Source organism: Euryhalocaulis caribicus, from assembly GCF_000412185.1.
Lineage (GTDB): Bacteria > Pseudomonadota > Alphaproteobacteria > Caulobacterales > Maricaulaceae > Euryhalocaulis > Euryhalocaulis caribicus.
Genome location: NZ_ASJA01000006.1, coordinates 78,317 through 93,348, shown reverse-complemented (window position 1 = coordinate 93,348; position 15,032 = coordinate 78,317). Strand labels below are relative to the sequence as shown.

Annotated in this window: 18 protein-coding genes; 7 read left to right on the top strand and 11 right to left on the bottom strand. The window is 66.0% G+C overall.

The genetic code is table 11. From position 1 onward, the window contains the following. Positions 1 to 32: 32 nt before the first annotated feature. The 3 genes from L338_RS06865 to L338_RS06855 form a co-directional block, all read right to left on the bottom strand. Entirely contained in the window at positions 33 to 389 is a 357-nt protein-coding gene (locus tag L338_RS06865; protein ID WP_022697629.1) for an ArsC/Spx/MgsR family protein, read from the bottom strand. A gap of 3 nt (positions 390 to 392) precedes the next feature. After that, positions 393 to 1,625, bottom strand: coding sequence for a dipeptidase (locus L338_RS06860; RefSeq protein WP_022697628.1), 1,233 nt, complete (start codon positions 1,623 to 1,625; stop codon positions 393 to 395). Between the two features lie 103 nt (positions 1,626 to 1,728). Further along, positions 1,729 to 2,211 (bottom strand): RrF2 family transcriptional regulator, encoded by a 483-nt coding sequence (locus tag L338_RS06855; RefSeq protein ID WP_022697627.1) that lies wholly within the window; start codon positions 2,209 to 2,211, stop codon positions 1,729 to 1,731. 98 nt (positions 2,212 to 2,309) lie between these two features. Here L338_RS06855 and L338_RS06850 point away from each other — a divergent pair, with 98 nt between their 5' ends. The 3 genes from L338_RS06850 to L338_RS06840 are packed head-to-tail and all read left to right on the top strand — an operon-like array spanning position 2,310 to position 3,731. Next, positions 2,310 to 2,771, top strand: coding sequence for a group III truncated hemoglobin (locus L338_RS06850; RefSeq protein WP_206740799.1), 462 nt, complete (start codon positions 2,310 to 2,312; stop codon positions 2,769 to 2,771). Continuing rightward, complete coding sequence (locus L338_RS06845) at positions 2,768 to 2,989, top strand: hypothetical protein (protein ID WP_027068346.1); 222 nt, start codon at positions 2,768 to 2,770, stop codon at positions 2,987 to 2,989. The genes L338_RS06850 and L338_RS06845 overlap by 4 nt, the downstream gene beginning before the upstream one ends. A gap of 46 nt (positions 2,990 to 3,035) precedes the next feature. Next, on the top strand, positions 3,036 to 3,731 hold the full coding sequence (locus tag L338_RS06840; RefSeq protein ID WP_022697626.1) for an alternative oxidase: 696 nt from the start codon (positions 3,036 to 3,038) through the stop codon (positions 3,729 to 3,731). Between the two features lie 81 nt (positions 3,732 to 3,812). On the opposite strand, the gene L338_RS06835 is transcribed toward L338_RS06840, so the two are convergent. The 3 genes from L338_RS06835 to L338_RS06825 all read right to left on the bottom strand — a co-directional run bounded on the left by L338_RS06835 (position 3,813) and on the right by L338_RS06825 (position 7,013). Further along, entirely contained in the window at positions 3,813 to 5,105 is a 1,293-nt protein-coding gene (locus L338_RS06835; RefSeq protein ID WP_022697625.1) for an adenylosuccinate synthase, read from the bottom strand. A gap of 79 nt (positions 5,106 to 5,184) precedes the next feature. Then, complete coding sequence (locus L338_RS06830) at positions 5,185 to 5,772, bottom strand: acyloxyacyl hydrolase (RefSeq protein WP_022697624.1); 588 nt, start codon at positions 5,770 to 5,772, stop codon at positions 5,185 to 5,187. A gap of 86 nt (positions 5,773 to 5,858) precedes the next feature. Next, a complete protein-coding gene (locus tag L338_RS06825; RefSeq protein ID WP_022697623.1) occupies positions 5,859 to 7,013 on the bottom strand; it encodes a phosphoserine transaminase in 1,155 nt (384 codons plus the stop codon). Positions 7,014 to 7,096: 83 nt separating this feature from the next. Here L338_RS06825 and L338_RS06820 point away from each other — a divergent pair, with 83 nt between their 5' ends. Further along, positions 7,097 to 8,233 carry an aminotransferase class V-fold PLP-dependent enzyme gene (locus tag L338_RS06820; protein ID WP_022697622.1) on the top strand — a complete coding sequence of 379 codons (1,137 nt, stop codon included), beginning with the start codon at positions 7,097 to 7,099 and terminating at the stop codon, positions 8,231 to 8,233. On the opposite strand, the gene thiD is transcribed toward L338_RS06820, so the two are convergent. The 4 genes from thiD to lgt are packed head-to-tail and all read right to left on the bottom strand — an operon-like array spanning position 8,230 to position 11,829. Next, positions 8,230 to 9,042, bottom strand: coding sequence for a bifunctional hydroxymethylpyrimidine kinase/phosphomethylpyrimidine kinase (gene thiD / locus L338_RS06815; RefSeq protein ID WP_022697621.1), 813 nt, complete (start codon positions 9,040 to 9,042; stop codon positions 8,230 to 8,232). The two genes, L338_RS06820 and thiD, sit on opposite strands and share 4 nt — an antisense overlap. Next, entirely contained in the window at positions 9,039 to 9,812 is a 774-nt protein-coding gene (gene pgeF / locus L338_RS06810) for a peptidoglycan editing factor PgeF (protein WP_022697620.1), read from the bottom strand. The genes thiD and pgeF overlap by 4 nt, the downstream gene beginning before the upstream one ends. Positions 9,813 to 9,850: 38 nt before the next feature. After that, the gene (locus L338_RS06805) at positions 9,851 to 10,942 is read right to left on the bottom strand and encodes a class I SAM-dependent methyltransferase (protein ID WP_022697619.1); all 1,092 of its coding nucleotides are present in this window, start codon (positions 10,940 to 10,942) and stop codon (positions 9,851 to 9,853) included. After that, positions 10,939 to 11,829, bottom strand: coding sequence for a prolipoprotein diacylglyceryl transferase (gene lgt / locus L338_RS06800; protein WP_022697618.1), 891 nt, complete (start codon positions 11,827 to 11,829; stop codon positions 10,939 to 10,941). The genes L338_RS06805 and lgt overlap by 4 nt, the downstream gene beginning before the upstream one ends. A 118-nt stretch (positions 11,830 to 11,947) precedes the next feature. Between lgt and L338_RS06795 the strand changes: the two genes are divergently transcribed. From L338_RS06795 to proC, 3 genes are all read left to right on the top strand, one after another. Next, positions 11,948 to 12,250: an accessory factor UbiK family protein gene (locus L338_RS06795; protein ID WP_022697617.1), complete on the top strand. Its 303-nt coding sequence runs from the start codon at positions 11,948 to 11,950 to the stop codon at positions 12,248 to 12,250. Between the two features lie 116 nt (positions 12,251 to 12,366). Next, positions 12,367 to 12,861 carry a type III secretion system chaperone family protein gene (locus L338_RS06790; RefSeq protein WP_022697616.1) on the top strand — a complete coding sequence of 165 codons (495 nt, stop codon included), beginning with the start codon at positions 12,367 to 12,369 and terminating at the stop codon, positions 12,859 to 12,861. Beyond that, positions 12,862 to 13,677, top strand: a complete 816-nt coding sequence (gene proC, locus L338_RS06785) for a pyrroline-5-carboxylate reductase (RefSeq protein WP_022697615.1) — start codon at positions 12,862 to 12,864, stop codon at positions 13,675 to 13,677. A 3-nt stretch (positions 13,678 to 13,680) separates the two neighbouring features. Here the strand turns inward: proC and L338_RS06780 are convergent, their stop codons facing one another. After that, the gene (locus L338_RS06780; protein WP_022697614.1) at positions 13,681 to 14,988 is read right to left on the bottom strand and encodes an ATP-binding protein; all 1,308 of its coding nucleotides are present in this window, start codon (positions 14,986 to 14,988) and stop codon (positions 13,681 to 13,683) included. Positions 14,989 to 15,032 lie beyond the last annotated feature (44 nt).

Sequence of the window (15,032 nt, the reverse complement as noted above, 5' to 3'; positions counted from 1 at the left end):
ACAAGCGAGGGTGACTCCGGGGCCGCTTCAAGTCAAAGCAGATCGAGCGCGCTTCGCGTGTCTTTCGCCCAGCCGACATGGATGGCGCCGCCCGCTTCGACCACCGGGCGCTTGATGAGGGTGGGCAGGGCGCAGAGCACCTTGACCGCGCCCTCTTCTGTCAGCGCCGCTTCCTTCTCCGCGTCCGTCATGCCGCGCCACGTTGTGGAACGCTTGTTGACCAGCTTGTCCGGGCCGGCGGCGGCCAGCCAGAGCGGAACCTTCTTCTTCAAATCCGCTTCGGTGCGGATATCGACGAAGGTGACAGTCCGGCCCGCCGCGTCCAGTTCGGCCAGCGCCTTGCGGCAGGTGTCGCAGCTTTTCAGGCCGTAGACGGGGATGTCGTCCATGCCCTACTCCGCCGCCGCTTCAACGGCGCGCATGACGCGGCGCAGGTTTCCGCCCCAGAGCTTTTCGATCTCTTCTTCCGAATAGCCGCGCTTGACCAGTTCGGCGGTGACGTTCGGGGTTTCGGCGGCGTTGTCCCAGCCGGTGACGCCGCCCCCGCCGTCGAAGTCCGACGAGATGCCGACATGGTCGATGCCGGCGACCTCGACCGCGTGGTCAATGTGGTCGACCACGTCCGCGACGGTGGCGGGCGGAAATTCCGCGTCCAGCGCGTTGATGCGGGAATAATATTCGCGGCGCTTTTCCTCGCTGGCGGCCTGACGATCGGCCGAGCTTTCCATACCCATTTCGGCGCGGATCGCCTCTTCCGCGTCGATGCGCGCGTCGGAGGGGCGCTTCACGTAGGAATCGAAGGCCACCATCTGCGCCACGCCGCCATTTTCGGCCAGCGCGCGAAGCTGTTCATCATCCAGATTCCGGGGATTGTCGGAAACCGCCTTGGCGCCGGAATGGGAGGCGACGACCGGGGCGGTGGAGAGTTCCATCGCCTGCATCGTCGTCTGTTTCCCGACATGGGAGATATCGACCATGATCCCGAGGCGGTTCGCCTCTTTCACCAGTTCGCGGCCGAGATCCGTGAGGCCGTCATTCTGGCCCGGCTCATCGCCCAGATCGAAGCGAAGATTGGAGGAATCGCCGAACTGGTTGTGCCCCATATGGGTGATGCTGACATAGCGGACCCCGCGGTCGCGCCACATCTCCAGATCCTCGACCGAGGGGCCGAGCGGATAGGCGTTCTCCATGCCGATCAGGGCGACGCGCTTGCCGGTGGCGGCGATGCGCTCCACGTCATCGGCGGTCAGCGCCAGCTCCACCTGATCCGGATAGGCGTCCAGCATGCGGCGGATGCGGACATATTTGTCCTCGGCCTTGGCGCGCGCCTCTGCATAGCCCGCCTCCGTGACCTCGTCTTGACCGACATAGACAATGAAGAACGCGGCATCGAGGCCGCCGGCGCGCATCTTGGGCAGGTCCACCTGCGCGGCCGTCATCGTGCCCGGGTCCAGCTCATACGTGGCGTATTTGCCGTCGATGTCGACATGGGTGTCCATGGTCAGCACGCGGTCATGAAGATCGCGCACGGACTCACCCGGCACCTGACTCTCAAATTCCTGAGCAAGGGCGGGCGTAGCGAGGCAGAGCGCGGCGAGCGCCACGCCGGAAATAATGGTCTTCAACGGAATTCCCCTGACAGGTGCTAGGTGCGTTTGATCGGCTCCAAGCTAACCCCAGGCTTGAACGCGCCGCAAGGCGGCGAAACGCGCTGGACGCGCAAACTTCTCAAGCTTTTGAGCCGCGAGGGTCTGAAGGCGGCGATTCAGCCTGTTTCGCGTGTTGGGCCAGCAACGCCATCAGCTCCCCGCGCGGTTCCGCCAGATCGGCCAGGGTCACCCTGTCCAGTTCATCCAGAAAGGCGTTCAGAGCGCGGCCCAGAGTCTGTTTGAGACGGCAAGCGGGCGTTATGGGGCAGGTATTGCGCTGGCTCGAAAAACACTCGACGAGGTTCAGATTCTCCTCGGTCATACGCACTACCGCGCCGGCCGTGACCGTTTCCGGATCACAGGCCAGCTCCAACCCGCCGCCCCGGCCGCGCATGCTGCGGATCAATCCATGCTCGGTCAAAGTCTGGGCCACCTTGGTGAGGTGGTTCTTCGATATGCCATAGGCGCGCGAGACTTCCTCCAGCGTCAGGCGTTGCGGCGCGTGCATGGCCAGCTGGATCATCAAGCGCAGGGCGTAATCAGTATGGAGGGTGAGCTGCATCGAACCTCTTTAAACAGGTATTTTATGTATTGCTTTTCTGCGGTGCCCGCAATAAAGATAAACAAGCATATCATATACCGCTTTAAAGGAGCGGCCCGATGCCCGCCATTGAATTCACCGCGAAACCCACGCGCCCCGGACGCAGCGCCCTGCATCCCGATTTCAGCGAGCATCTGATCCGCCGCGTCGTTTACCGCTTTTACGAGCGCGTGCGCGCCGATGCGGAGCTGGCGCCCATTTTCGGGCGGCGCATCGCCCCGGCGGACTGGCCCGCCCATCTGGAGCGGATGACAGATTTCTGGTCTTCGGTGCTGCTGATGAGCGGGCGCTACAAGGGAAAGCCCCTGCCCGCGCACCAGAGAATTAGCGAAGCCCGGCCCGACCATTTCGAACGCTGGCTGGCGCTGTTCTGTGAAACCGTCAAAGGCGAGTGCCGCGCCGAGGCGGCCGCCATCTTTATCGACCGGGCCGAACGCATCGCCCAGAGCCTGCAACTGGCGATGTTCTATTCCCCGGGATCGGCCCGCCCTTCTTCACCCCTCAGAGGAGACGCGAAATGAAAGCGGCTCACCTTCTCATTCTCGCCCTGTCCGGCTTCCTGGCCGCCACAATCGCGATGGCGGTCTGGATGTGGAACAGCATGGGCGCGACGCATATCAGCGGACATGGCTGGGCGGCGCTGACCGCCGGCGTGGCGATTTCCCTGCTGGTGGGCGGCGGCCTGATGGCGCTGGTCTTCATAAGTTCGCGGCGCGGTTATGACGACGGCGTCCGCTGACGCTTCGCTTTCACCAATCCATCCCGGTCCAGAACGGAGTCCTTCCATGACCGAACCCTTCATCGACCTCGACGTGCATCACAAGGCAAAGGGCGTGCGCGACCGCGTCGCGTTCGGCTTCGTCAAGGCGCTGCGCCTGTTCGCCGACACCTTCTTCGCCAAACGTTACGGCCACCGCGCAGTGGTCCTGGAAACCGTGGCGGCCGTGCCCGGCATGGTCGGGGCGACGCTGAACCATCTGAAATGCCTGCGCCGCATGTGCGACGACCGTGGCTGGATCAAGACATTGATGGACGAGGCGGAAAACGAGCGCATGCACCTTATGACCTTTATCGAGGTCGCGCGCCCCAACCTGTTTGAACGCGCCATGGTGCTGATCGCGCAGGGCGTGTTCTATAATTTTTTCTTCCTGCTGTATCTCGCCTCGCCGCGCACGGCGCATCGCGTGGTCGGCTATTTCGAGGAAGAAGCTGTCATCAGCTATACCCACTATCTGGCGGAGATCGACGAGGGCCGCAGCGAAAACGTGCCCGCGCCCGAGATCGCCAAGCGTTACTGGGGATTGCCGGACGATGCGCGGCTTCGTGACGTGGTGCTGGTGGTGAGAGCAGACGAGGCGCATCACCGCGACGTCAATCACGGCTTTGCCAATGAACTCGCCGGCCTGCCGCAAGGCGCGGTCGCGCCCTGCCCGCCGCATGAAGAATTGCAACCGAACTGGAAGGCGCAAGCCAGCGCGTAACCGCCTGCGCCATCAAAGTCGATACAGCCGGGACGGCGGGAACATTGTTTCCGCCGTCCTTTGCGTTGCAGAAAACGCCGCCTAACGCCCCCGGAACGGGTCCTTCATCAGGATGACGTCTTCGCGTTCAGGGGAGGTCGAAAGCAGGGAGACCTGGCAGCCGATCAGTTCCTCGATCCGGCGGACATATTTGACGGCGTTGGCCGGCAGGTCCGCCCAGGAGCGGGCGCCCTTGGTGGAGCCGTCCCAGCCCTCGAATGTCTCATAGACGGGCTGCAGGGCTTCCTGATCGACGCGGCTGACGGGGAAGCGGCGGATGCGCTTGCCGCCCAGCTTGTAGCCGACGCAGACCTTGAGTTCGGTGAAGCCGTCCAGAACGTCCAGCTTGGTCAGGGCCACGCCGTCAATGCCGGTGGTGGTGACGGCCTGTTTGACCATCACCGCGTCGAACCAGCCGCAGCGGCGCTGGCGGCCTGTGACGGTGCCGAATTCATTGCCGCGCTCGCCCAGCTTGTGGCCGATATCGTCCGACAGCTCGGTCGGGAACGGCCCCTCGCCCACGCGGGTCGTATAGGCCTTGGCGATGCCGAGCACGAAGGAGAGGTCGCGCGGTCCGACGCCCGAGCCCGCCGCGGCCTGACCGGCGACGGTGTTGGACGAGGTGACGTACGGATACGTGCCGTGATCGACGTCCAGCCAGACGCCCTGCGCGCCTTCGAACAGGATTTTCTGGTCGCAACGCACGGCCTGATCCAGCTTTTTCCAGACCGGGCCGACAAAGGGCAGGATCGAGGGGGCGATCTCCATCAGGGCGGCGACCAGCTCCGCCGGGTCGTATTCCTCCCGGCCATAGCCGCGGCGCAGCGCATTATGGTGATGCAGCAGGTCGTTCACGCGATTGGTGAGGAATTCCTCGTCCGCCAGATCGATGACGCGGATGGCGCGGCGGCCGACCTTGTCCTCATAGGCCGGGCCGATGCCGCGGCGCGTGGTGCCGATGGTCATGCCGTCATCGCGGCTTTCGCGCAGCTCGTCCAGGTCCCGGTGGACGGGCAGGATCAGCGCGGCGTTTTCGGCGATGACAAGGGTTTCCGGGGTCGGCTTGACGCCCTGGCCCTTCAGGCGCTCCAGCTCCTTGGCGAAGGCCCACGGGTCGATGACCACGCCGTTGCCGATCAGCGATGTCTTTCCGCGCACCACGCCGGAGGGCAGCAGGGAGAGCTTGTAGGTCGTCCCGTCGACCACCAGCGTATGGCCGGCATTATGGCCGCCCTGAAAACGGGCGACGAGATCGGCCCTGTGAGAGAGCCAGTCGACGATCTTTCCCTTGCCTTCGTCGCCCCATTGGGCGCCGACCACGACGACATTGGCCATGACCTAAAACTCCGAGTGCGGTGCTTGAACCGCGCCGCTCTAGCCCGGACCGGCCCTTCGCCTCAAGCGCGCATAGCCGTTAGAAGCGGCGGGCGACCCGCACGCCGACATTGTCCAGGCCCTCATTGGCGCCGTCGGAGAGGATATTTCCGTGGCTGAGATGCTCGTAAAACACCTCTCCCGACCAGGTCGGGGTCATGCGGACGCCAAGGGCCAGCTGTTCGCGGAACAGGATGCGGCTGCCGAATTCGATATTCTCCGAATTCTCGCGGATGCGGCGGGCGTTTTCCTCCGGCGACAGGCCGGGTTCGGCGTCCGGTATTTCCTTCTCGCCGTCATGGACGACAAGGCCGAATCCGAAATCGACATAGAAGCTGTCGGTGAAATTGGCGCGCCAGTTGAGGCCCGCGCCGCCGAAGCTGGTCTTGCCCTCAAGATGGATATTGCCGCCGATATAGGGGTGCGGAGACAGGAGCCAGTTGGGGCCGTCGAAGCGGTCCCACATATATTCCACATTGATCGCCGAGCCGCTTTCCTTGCCGCTGACGCCGGCGTCCAGCCCGTCAATGTCATGCGCCACGGCGCCCAGACGGATTTCATCCGCGGACGCGGCGGCGGGCGCAATCAGAATGGTCGCCGCAGCGGCGGCGCAGAACAGAGTTTTCATGTGGACCAGCCCCCTCGAGAAATGAATCGGGGGGAAGATACACCGCCGCCCGCGTGCGGGAAACCTGTATGCGTTGAAATCGCCGGTCAGGCGCCCATCAGTTCTTTCGCCGTATCGCGATAGGCCCAGTCCAGCCAGGGCAGCAGCTTGTGCAGATCGTCCGGGTCCACGGTGGCCGCCGTCCAGATGCGCAAGCCGGACGGGGCGGTGCGGTAGGCGCCGCAATCCACCGCGACATCTTCTTCCGCCAGGCGCTTCAGCATGCCGGCCTGAAGCGCGTCGTGATCCAGCGAACCGTCCGTGAAACGCAGGCAGACGCCGGTATTGGAGCGCAGCGCCTTGTCCTTGCACAGATGCACGCACCAGTCGCTGGCTTCGATAAAGTCGTCGATGATCTTGGCGTTGCTGGTGGCCTTGGCGTGCAGGGCTTTCAGGCCGCCCTGCGCTTCCGCCCAGTCGAGGGCGACGAGATAGTCCTCGGTGCAGAGCAGCGAGGGGGTGTTGATGGTCGAACCCTCGAACACGGACTCGTCCAGCTTGCCGTCCTTCACGAGGCGGAACAGCTTGGGCAGCGGGCGCGGGGGCGTGTAGGTCTCCAGCCGCTCCACGGCGCGCGGGGAGAGGATGAGCATGCCGTGCGCGGCCTCCCCGCCCAGCACTTTCTGCCAGGAATAGGTGACGACATCGAGCTTGTCCCAGTCGAGCGGCTGGGCGAAGGCGGCCGAGGTGGCGTCGCAGATCGTGATTCCCTCACGCCCGGCGCTGATCCAGTCCGCGTTCGGCACGCGCACGCCGGCCGTGGTGCCGTTCCAGGTGAAGACGATGTCGCGATCCGGTTGCGCGGCGGACAGGTCCGGCAGCTCGCCATATTCGCCCTCGAACGTGCGCAGATCATCCAGATCCAGCTGTTCGATGGCGTCTGTGATCCAGTCCTTGCCGAAGGCCTCCCACGCGAAGACGTCCACGCCGCGTTGCCCCAGCATGGCCCACATGGCCAGCTCCACCGCGCCGGTGTCGGAACCGGGGACGATGGCGATGCGGTGCGTGTCCGGCACCTGCAGCACCTCGCGCGTGCGGTCGATGGCGCGCTTGAGCTTGGCCTTGGCCGGGGCGGAGCGGTGATTGCGGCCCAGCGCGGCGTTTTCCAGCTTCGACAGGGTCCAGCCCTTCGGCTTGCGCGTGGGGCCGGGCGAGAAGCGCGGATCTTCGGGTTTGACGGTCGGCTTTGGATTGTTCGTCATGGCGGAAAGGCTTACCGAGGCACTGGCGCGGGTCAACCATGATTGACGCGGTGCAGCACAAATTCCGGCAGAGGCGAGGCGTCATGCTTTCCAATCAGCGTCATGTTTTCGAGGTTCCGGGCGATGTCGCCTATTTCAACGCCGCCTATATGGGGCCGCTGCTGAGCGCGGCGGCGAAGGCGGGGCGCGAGGGGCTGGAGAGCCGGGCCGCGCCCTGGAAGACCACGCCGCCGGACTTTTTCTCCACCAGCGAGCGGGTGCGGGAGCTGGCCGCGAAGCTGTGGGGGGCGAGCGCCGATCACGTGGCGCTGGTCCCCGCCGCCTCCTACGGCCTCGCCACGGCGGCGCGGAACCTGCCGGTGGAGAAGGGGCAGACGATCCTGACGCTGGCCGACCAGTTTCCCTCCAACATTTATGTCTGGCGGAAGCTGGCCGCGGCGCGCGGGGCGAATGTGCGCATGGCGGCGCGTGGCGCCAATGAAAGCTGGACCGACGCGGTGCTGAATGCGCTGGACCGGGGCTGCGCCGTGCTGGCGCTGCCGCAGGTGCACTGGGTCGATGGCGGGCGGCTGGATCTGGAGAGGATCGCCGCCGCCGCGCGCGAGGCAAACGCGGCGCTGGCGCTGGACCTGACGCAGTCGCTGGGGGCGCTGCCGTTCGACGCGGCGGCGGTCGATCCCGATTTCGCGGTGGCGGCCTGCTACAAGTGGCAGCTGGGCCCCTACTCCACCGGGACGCTGTATGTGGCCGAACGGCACTGGCGCGGACAGGCGCTGGAGGAGAACTGGATCGTGCGGCGCGGGGCGGAGGATTTTGCCGGGCTGACAAACTACGCCGACGATTACGAGCCGGGGGCGCGCAAGTTCGACATGGGGGAACGCTCTAATTTCCAGCTCCTGCCGATGGTCGAGGCGGCGCTGAGCCAGATCGTCGAGTGGACTCCGGAGGCGGTGAGCGAGACCCTGGGCGCGTTCAACGCGACGCTGGCGCGAGCGCTGGAGGAAGCGGGGCTGGATTGCGGCGGCGCGCCGGACCGGGCCAACCACTATCTGACCGCCGCCCTGCCGGATGGCGCGCCGGATACCCTGATCCCACAACTGGCGGAGAAGAATGTCTATATCTCCCAGCGCGGGCCGCGCCTACGCATCACGCCGCACCTGCACGCCAATGACGACGATATCGACCGGGTGACCGGGGCGCTGGCGACGGTGCTGGGCTAGCCACGCCCGAGATCGGACCCGGAACAGGGCCAGGCATGGTTGAGCGGGCCGGCCCCGGCGCCGTAGCCGGGCGCGGTCTCTATCGCGCGCAGCACATAGGCGCGGGCGTCATCGACGGCGGTGGGCAGGTCGTCGCCCTGCGCCAGCCGCGTGGCGATGGCGGAGGCCAGCGTGCAGCCGGTGCCGTGAGTGTGGCGCGTGTCGATGCGGGGGCCGTCGAACATGTGATCGCCCGCCGGGGTCATCAGAACATCGTGGATGGTGTCGCCGGGAATGTGGCCGCCCTTGATCAGCACGGCTTTCGCGCCAGCCTTCAATAGCGCCTCGCCCGCGCGGCGCTGGCCGTGCAGGTCTTCCACCGTCTCGCCGGTCAGCCGTGCGGCCTCCGGCGCGTTGGGCGTTACCAGCGATGCGCCCGGGATAAGGCGGTCCTGCATGGCGGAGACGGCGGCCTCGTCCAGCAGGCTCTGGCCGCCCTTGGCGACCATCACCGGATCGAGAACGAGAGGCGCGTCCAGCGCAGCGGTTTCCAGCGCGTCGGCGACCGCCTCCACGATCTCCTTCACGCCCAGCATGCCGATCTTGATGGCGTCGGCGCCGAGATCTTCCGCGGTGACGGCGATCTGCTGCGCCACGAAGTCCGGCAGGGCGGGATGAACGCCGTGCACGCCCTTGGTGTTCTGGGCGGTCAGGGCGGTGATGGCGGTCATGGCGTAGCCGCCCAGCGCGGTGACGGACTTGATGTCCGCCTGAATACCGGCGCCGCCGCCGGAATCAGAGCCGGCGATGATCAGGACGCGGCCCTTCATGCCGGATCCAGCATGATGGCCGACAGCATGCGGCCGTAATCGCCCTCGCCCTCATGCGTCACGCGGCGATAGGAATAGAAGCGCTCCGGGTCCGCATAGGTGTCGTGCGGGGCAGTTTCTATCGATCCGACGCCGGCCTGGGCGAGGCGCTCGGCGACAAAACTCTTGAGATCGAACTGGAAGCGTCCGCCCTGGCCAGGCGTGAAGAAGCGGTCGAAGGACCAGTCTTCCTTCTGGAAGGTTTCCTTGAATTCCGGACCGACCTCATAGCTGGGCTGAGCGATGCAGGGGCCGACCGCGGCGGCGATCTTCTCCCGCGTCGCGCCGAGCGAGACCATTTCGGAAACGGTGGATTCCACCACGCCGCGCAGCGCGCCTTTCCAGCCGGCATGGGCCGCGCCCACAACGCCGGCTTCCGCGTCCGCCAGCAGGACCGGGGCGCAGTCCGCGGTGAGGACGCCGAGGATCAGGCCGGAAGTTTCGCTGGCCGTGGCGTCGGCCTGCGGACGATCCGCAAAGGGTTCGTCCGCGCGCAGGCAGATGTCGGAATGGACCTGATAGAGCGTAATCAGGCGGTCGGAGGTCCCGCCCAGCCATTCGCTGGCGCGGCGGCGATTCTCCGCCACGGCCTTTACATCGTCATTGGAGCCGACGCCGCAATTGAGACCTTTATAGAGACCTTCGGAGACGCCGCCTTCACGCGTGAAGAAGGCGTGGCGGACGCCGGGCAGGCGGCTGAGGTTTTCGGCCTGTATGGGGATAAGGGTCATGGGCCTGACGCTAGTGATTGCCGGGACGGACTTAAAGATCAAAAGCCGGGCGCGGAGGGAAGTTCCGGCGCGCTGAGGCACATCGCCTTGAACAGCGCTCCCATCTGGTCGTCAGAGGTCAGGCGGTGAAGCTGGCGCACGATCAGGCCGCGATCGGCCTTGCCGGACATGGAGAGCGCGGCGGCGCGCTGTTCGATGCCGAGCGCGGTGAGCCAGGCGCCCTGCTCCACCGGCGCGCTGGCGGAAAGGCCGGCGGCTTCCGCGGCGCGCTTCAGGGCGCCGAAATCGACGCGCGCGGTCAGGTCCGCCTTGCCGGGATCGGTCAGCGGGTCGACTTTCTCGTGACTTTTGATCGCCTGGAACGTGTCTCCGGTTTCGCTGTCCGCCGGACCGTAATCAATCAGCAGGGCGCGGCCCGGATCGGCGCGGAACCGCCGGGCGATGGCATCCACAAGAGACGCATCGCCGGGGCGGGTTTCGACCAGCGCGCCCTCCGGCGCATCGCGCAGGGGCTCGGCGATCTGTTCGATTTCCAGATCGCTGGCCGGGGCGTGCGACAGGACAAAGGCGAGCGCGTCGTCCGTATCGGGCGCAAAACCGATCAGGCGTTCGCGCCATTCGCCGCCATGCTTCACGAACTGGCGCAGAGGCAGGCAGTCCAGAAATTCGTTGCCGAGAATGATGGACGGGCCGGCGGGGACATCTTCCAGCGCATCGGCCCAGCCGATCTGGAACGGCGCGCTGGCCAGCGTCTGGGCCTGCACGTTCTTGAGGGCCGGGCTGGCCTCGACCAGATGCACGCGGGCGGCTCTGGCGAACCCCTCGTCCAGCCTGGCGGCGCGGAGGGCGTCGCTCATCATCGTGCCGCGCCCCGGTCCAAGCTCGATCAGGTGGAACGGGTCCGGCGCGCCCATGCCGCGCCAGGCTTCCACGCACCACAGGCCAATCAGCTCCCCGAACATCTGGCTGACTTCCGGGGCGGTGATGAAATCCGCCCCGGCGCCGATGGGGTCGCGTGTCGCGTAGAAACCCTCCCGCGGGTCGAACAGCGCCTCGGCCATATAGGCGGCGATGGAGACCGGACCTTCGCTGCGGATGCGCCGGATCAGGCGTTCGCGGATTTCCGTCATGCCGTGGCGGGGGCGGCCGGCGTCTTGAACGCGAGACGGATCAGCCAGAGCCCGGCCAGCGCCATGGGAACAGACAGCATCATGCCCATGGTGATTCCGAACGTGTACTGGTCATAGAGCGCCTGCATGTGTTCATCGGGCGCGCGCACGAATTCCAGCAGGATGCGCGAGACGCCGTATCCGACAAGAAACAGACCGGTATTCATGCCGGGGCGGCTGAGCGATTTGAAACGCCAGGTGGCGGCGAAGATCACCGCGAACAGGATCAGCCCCTCCATCAGCGCCTCGTAAAGCTGGCTGGGATGGCGTGGGACATAGTCGCCCGCCGGGAAACGGATCGCCCAGGGCAGATCGGTCTGGCGACCCCAGAGCTCGCCATTCACGAAGTTCGCGATGCGGCCGAAGAAAAGGCCGATGGGCGTTGCGGCGGCGAACAGATCGGCCAGCCGCAGGACGCCGATGCCGCGCGAGCGCGCGAAGAACCAGATGGCGAGGCCGACGCCGATCAGGCCGCCATGGAAACTCATTCCGCCCTGCCAGGTCATCAGGATCTGTAACGGGTTCGTCCAGATCAGGCTGGTATCGTAAAACAGGACATAGCCGAGCCGCCCGCCCGCGATAACGCCGACCACCGCCCAGATGAACATGTCGTCCACCGCCTCAGGCGATATGGGGGATTTGCCCTTTGCGCCGGGTTCGCGCGTCCAGAGCCGGTCGCGCCGCACCAGCATCAGCACATAGCGCCAGCCCAGCAGCAGGCCGGCGATATAGGCCAGCGCATACCAGCGCAGCGGGAACGCCCATTCACGGCCGAACAGCTCCACCGGGCCGATGGTGAAAATATTGGGCTGGAGCCACTCGGGAAAAGGCAGGCCGGCTTCGATCATGCGTGTCGCCTCATGGCAATCGGAGTGTTGGGCCGGGATTAGCGGAAAGCGGACCGGGGCGAAAGGCGCGGCGCCGCGCCATGTGGACCGGAACGCCGCGCAGGAGTAGTTTTCACCCATGCAAAGCAAGAATCCCGTTTTCGAAGATTTCGCCAACCTGATGACCAACGCGGCCGGAGCGGCCAAGAGCGCCGGCGACGAAATGCGCGCCGTGGTGCGCGGCCAGATGGACCGGGTGATCGCGGACATGGACCTTGTGGGCCGCGAGGAATTCGAGGCCATGAAGCTGGCCGCGCTGGAGGCGAAAGAGGAAGCCGCTGCATTGCGCGAACGCGTGGATGCGCTGGAAAAAGCAATGTCCACAGCGAAGAAAGCCAGCCCGCGCAAGGCCTCCGCGGCGCGCAAGCCGAAAACCGACTGACATCTAGACTTAGTGTCCACAGGCCATAGCGGCGCAATATGTTGCGCGCGCTCCGGCGGACCCATACCGTTTCTCCTACAGGGCGATTCGAGCCCTGCCGAGCTGGGGGAAGCGACATGGACCAGACCATCGAACAGACATTCGCCAGCGACGAACCGCTGGACATTGTCGAGCAGGTTCTGATGGAAGAGCAGCACCCGTATGAGCGGGACATGCTGGAAGTGCATTTCGCCATCGCCGGGGCGTGGTCCGACCATCAGCTGTGGTTTGCGTGGCGGCCGGACGTGCAGACGCTGCACCTTCATCTGGGCCTGGACATCAAGACCCCGCCTTCGCGGCGCGCGGATCTGTGCGACCTGATGGCGCGCGTGAACGAGCGCCTGCCGCTGGGCCACTTCGATTCATGGGAAGAAGAGCAGGCGATCGTGTATCGCAGCACGCTGCCGCTGATCGGCCAGAATGCGGGGCCTTTGCAGGTTTCCACGATGATTGCCGCGGCCACCGAAGCTGCGGATCGTTTCTTCCCGGCCTTCAATTTCCTGATCTGGGCGGGTAAGTCTCCGAAGGAAGCCGCGGACGCGGCAATGTTCGAGACAGTTGGTCAGGCATAAATGGCAAAACGAGTACGCGCGGCGCTGATCGGCGCCGGCCGGATGGGCGGAGCGCTTCTGGAGCGCTGGCTGGAAGCCGGTTTCGAAGGATCCGAAGTTCTGGTCGTGGACCCCAATCCGGGCGAACGCACGCAGGCCGCGGTGAAAAAGCACGGCGCGCGGCTTGAGGCCGAATGGCCGGAGGGCGTCGAGGCCGATGTCGTCATGATGGGCGTGAAGCCCCAGATGATGGACAAGGTCGGCGGCGCAGTCGCCGGCAAGATCAATGAAGACGCGGTGATCCTTTCCATCGCGGCGGGCCGGACCATTGCCTCCCTGCAGGCGGTGTTCGGCGAGCGCGGCGTGATCCGGGTCATGCCCAACACGCCGGTCGCCATCGGCGCGGGCGTGTGCGGCTTTGTCTGCGCGGACAATGTCACCGACGACCAGAAAGCCAAGGCGCGCAGCGTTCTGGAGCCCGGCGGCTTTGTCGCCGAGGTGGAAACGGAAAACCAGCTGGACGCCCTGACCGCGGTATCCGGCTCCGGCCCCGCCTATATCTTCCTGTTCGCCGAGGCGCTGGCCGGCGCGGCGCGCGCGCAGGACCTGCCCGAGGAGCTGGCGAGCCAGCTGGCGCAGCAGACCGTGATCGGCGCGGCGTTGTTCATGCAGGCCGAGGGCAAGGACCCGGCGGACATGCGCAAGGAGGTCACCTCCCCCGGCGGCACCACCGCCGCGGCGCTGGACGTTCTCTCGCAGAACACCGACACCCTGCCCCGGCTGGTCCGCACCGCCGTCGACGCGGCGGCCCGCAAGGCGAAAGAGCTGGGCCGCTAGGCGCTAGACCGGCAGGCGCACCACGGCGCGAAGGCCGCCCAGCGGCGAATCATCCAGATAGAGGTCCCCGCCATGGCCGCGCGCAATGTCGCGCGCGATGGCGAGGCCGAGTCCGACGCCGTTGCGGTTCTGGTTGCGCGCGGGGTCCAGCCGGTTGAAGGGGGTGAAGGCTTCCTCCCGCATGTCCTGCGGGATTCCGGGGCCGTCGTCGTCGATCAGGATTTCCACTGCCCCCTCGCCCGCCTTCAGGGACAGGCGGACCGTATCGGCATGGGCGGCAGCGTTGGCGATGAGATTGCCGACCGCGCGCTTGATCGCCAGTTCCCGCACCGGGGCGCTGACTTCGTCGCTGCCCTCCACCGCCACGTCCATGCCGCCGCGGGCGGCGTCATCCGCGGCCTGACGCAGCAGGGCGGCGAGATCGGCCGGGGCGGCGTCCTCCACCCCCTGCCCTTTGGCGAAGGAGAGATACTCCTCCAGCATCGCCTCCATCTCCTTCACGTCCTTGCGGGCCGCTTCGCGCGCCGGGCCTTCCGGCATCAGGGCCAGCTGCAATTTCAGGCGAGTGAGCGGGGTGCGGAGATCGTGGCTGACGCTGGCCAGAAGGGCCGTGCGCTGTTCCAGATGGCGGCGGATGCGCTGCCGCATCTGGATGAAGGCGAGCGCGGCGCGGCGGACCTCGCTGGCGCCGGCGGGTTTGAAGCGTTCCGGATCGCGGCCCATGCCGAACTCCTCCGCCGCCTGTGCCAGACGCTCGATCGGCCGGACCTGATTCTTGATGAACAGGATGGAGACCAGCGCCAGGATCACCGTCGCCCCGAACAGCCAGACCAGGAAGATATAGCCGGTGGGCGCGAAGACCTGATCGCGCCGGGCGATGATGCGCATGACGCCCTCATCCACCTGCACGCGGATATCGACATGGTTGGGATAGCGCGTGGTGTCGAACCAGAAAGGCTGGTCCAGCCGCCCGGCCAGCGCGCGGCGCAGGGCGCGGTCCAGCGCGGAGAAGAAGGAAGACCGGACATTGTCCGGCAATTCCTCGCCCCGCGAGATCACGGCGGAAATCTGGGTCGCTTCCTCCGCCCGCGCGGCCCATTGGGGAAACTCTTCGGGCGCGTCTTCATGGATGCGCACGAGGAAGGCGACATCGCCGGCCACGCCTTCCGACAGGCGGGCCGTGGTGGCTTGCCAGTGCTCCTCGAAAAAGGAGAAAACGACCAGAGTCTGCATGATGGCGATCGGCAGCAGGATGATCAGGTAGGATCGCCAGTACAGACCCTTGGGGAGATATTTCTTGAGCGGGCTCATTGATGCTAGCCTAGCGCTTTATCAGCCGGAATCGGAGAGAGTTT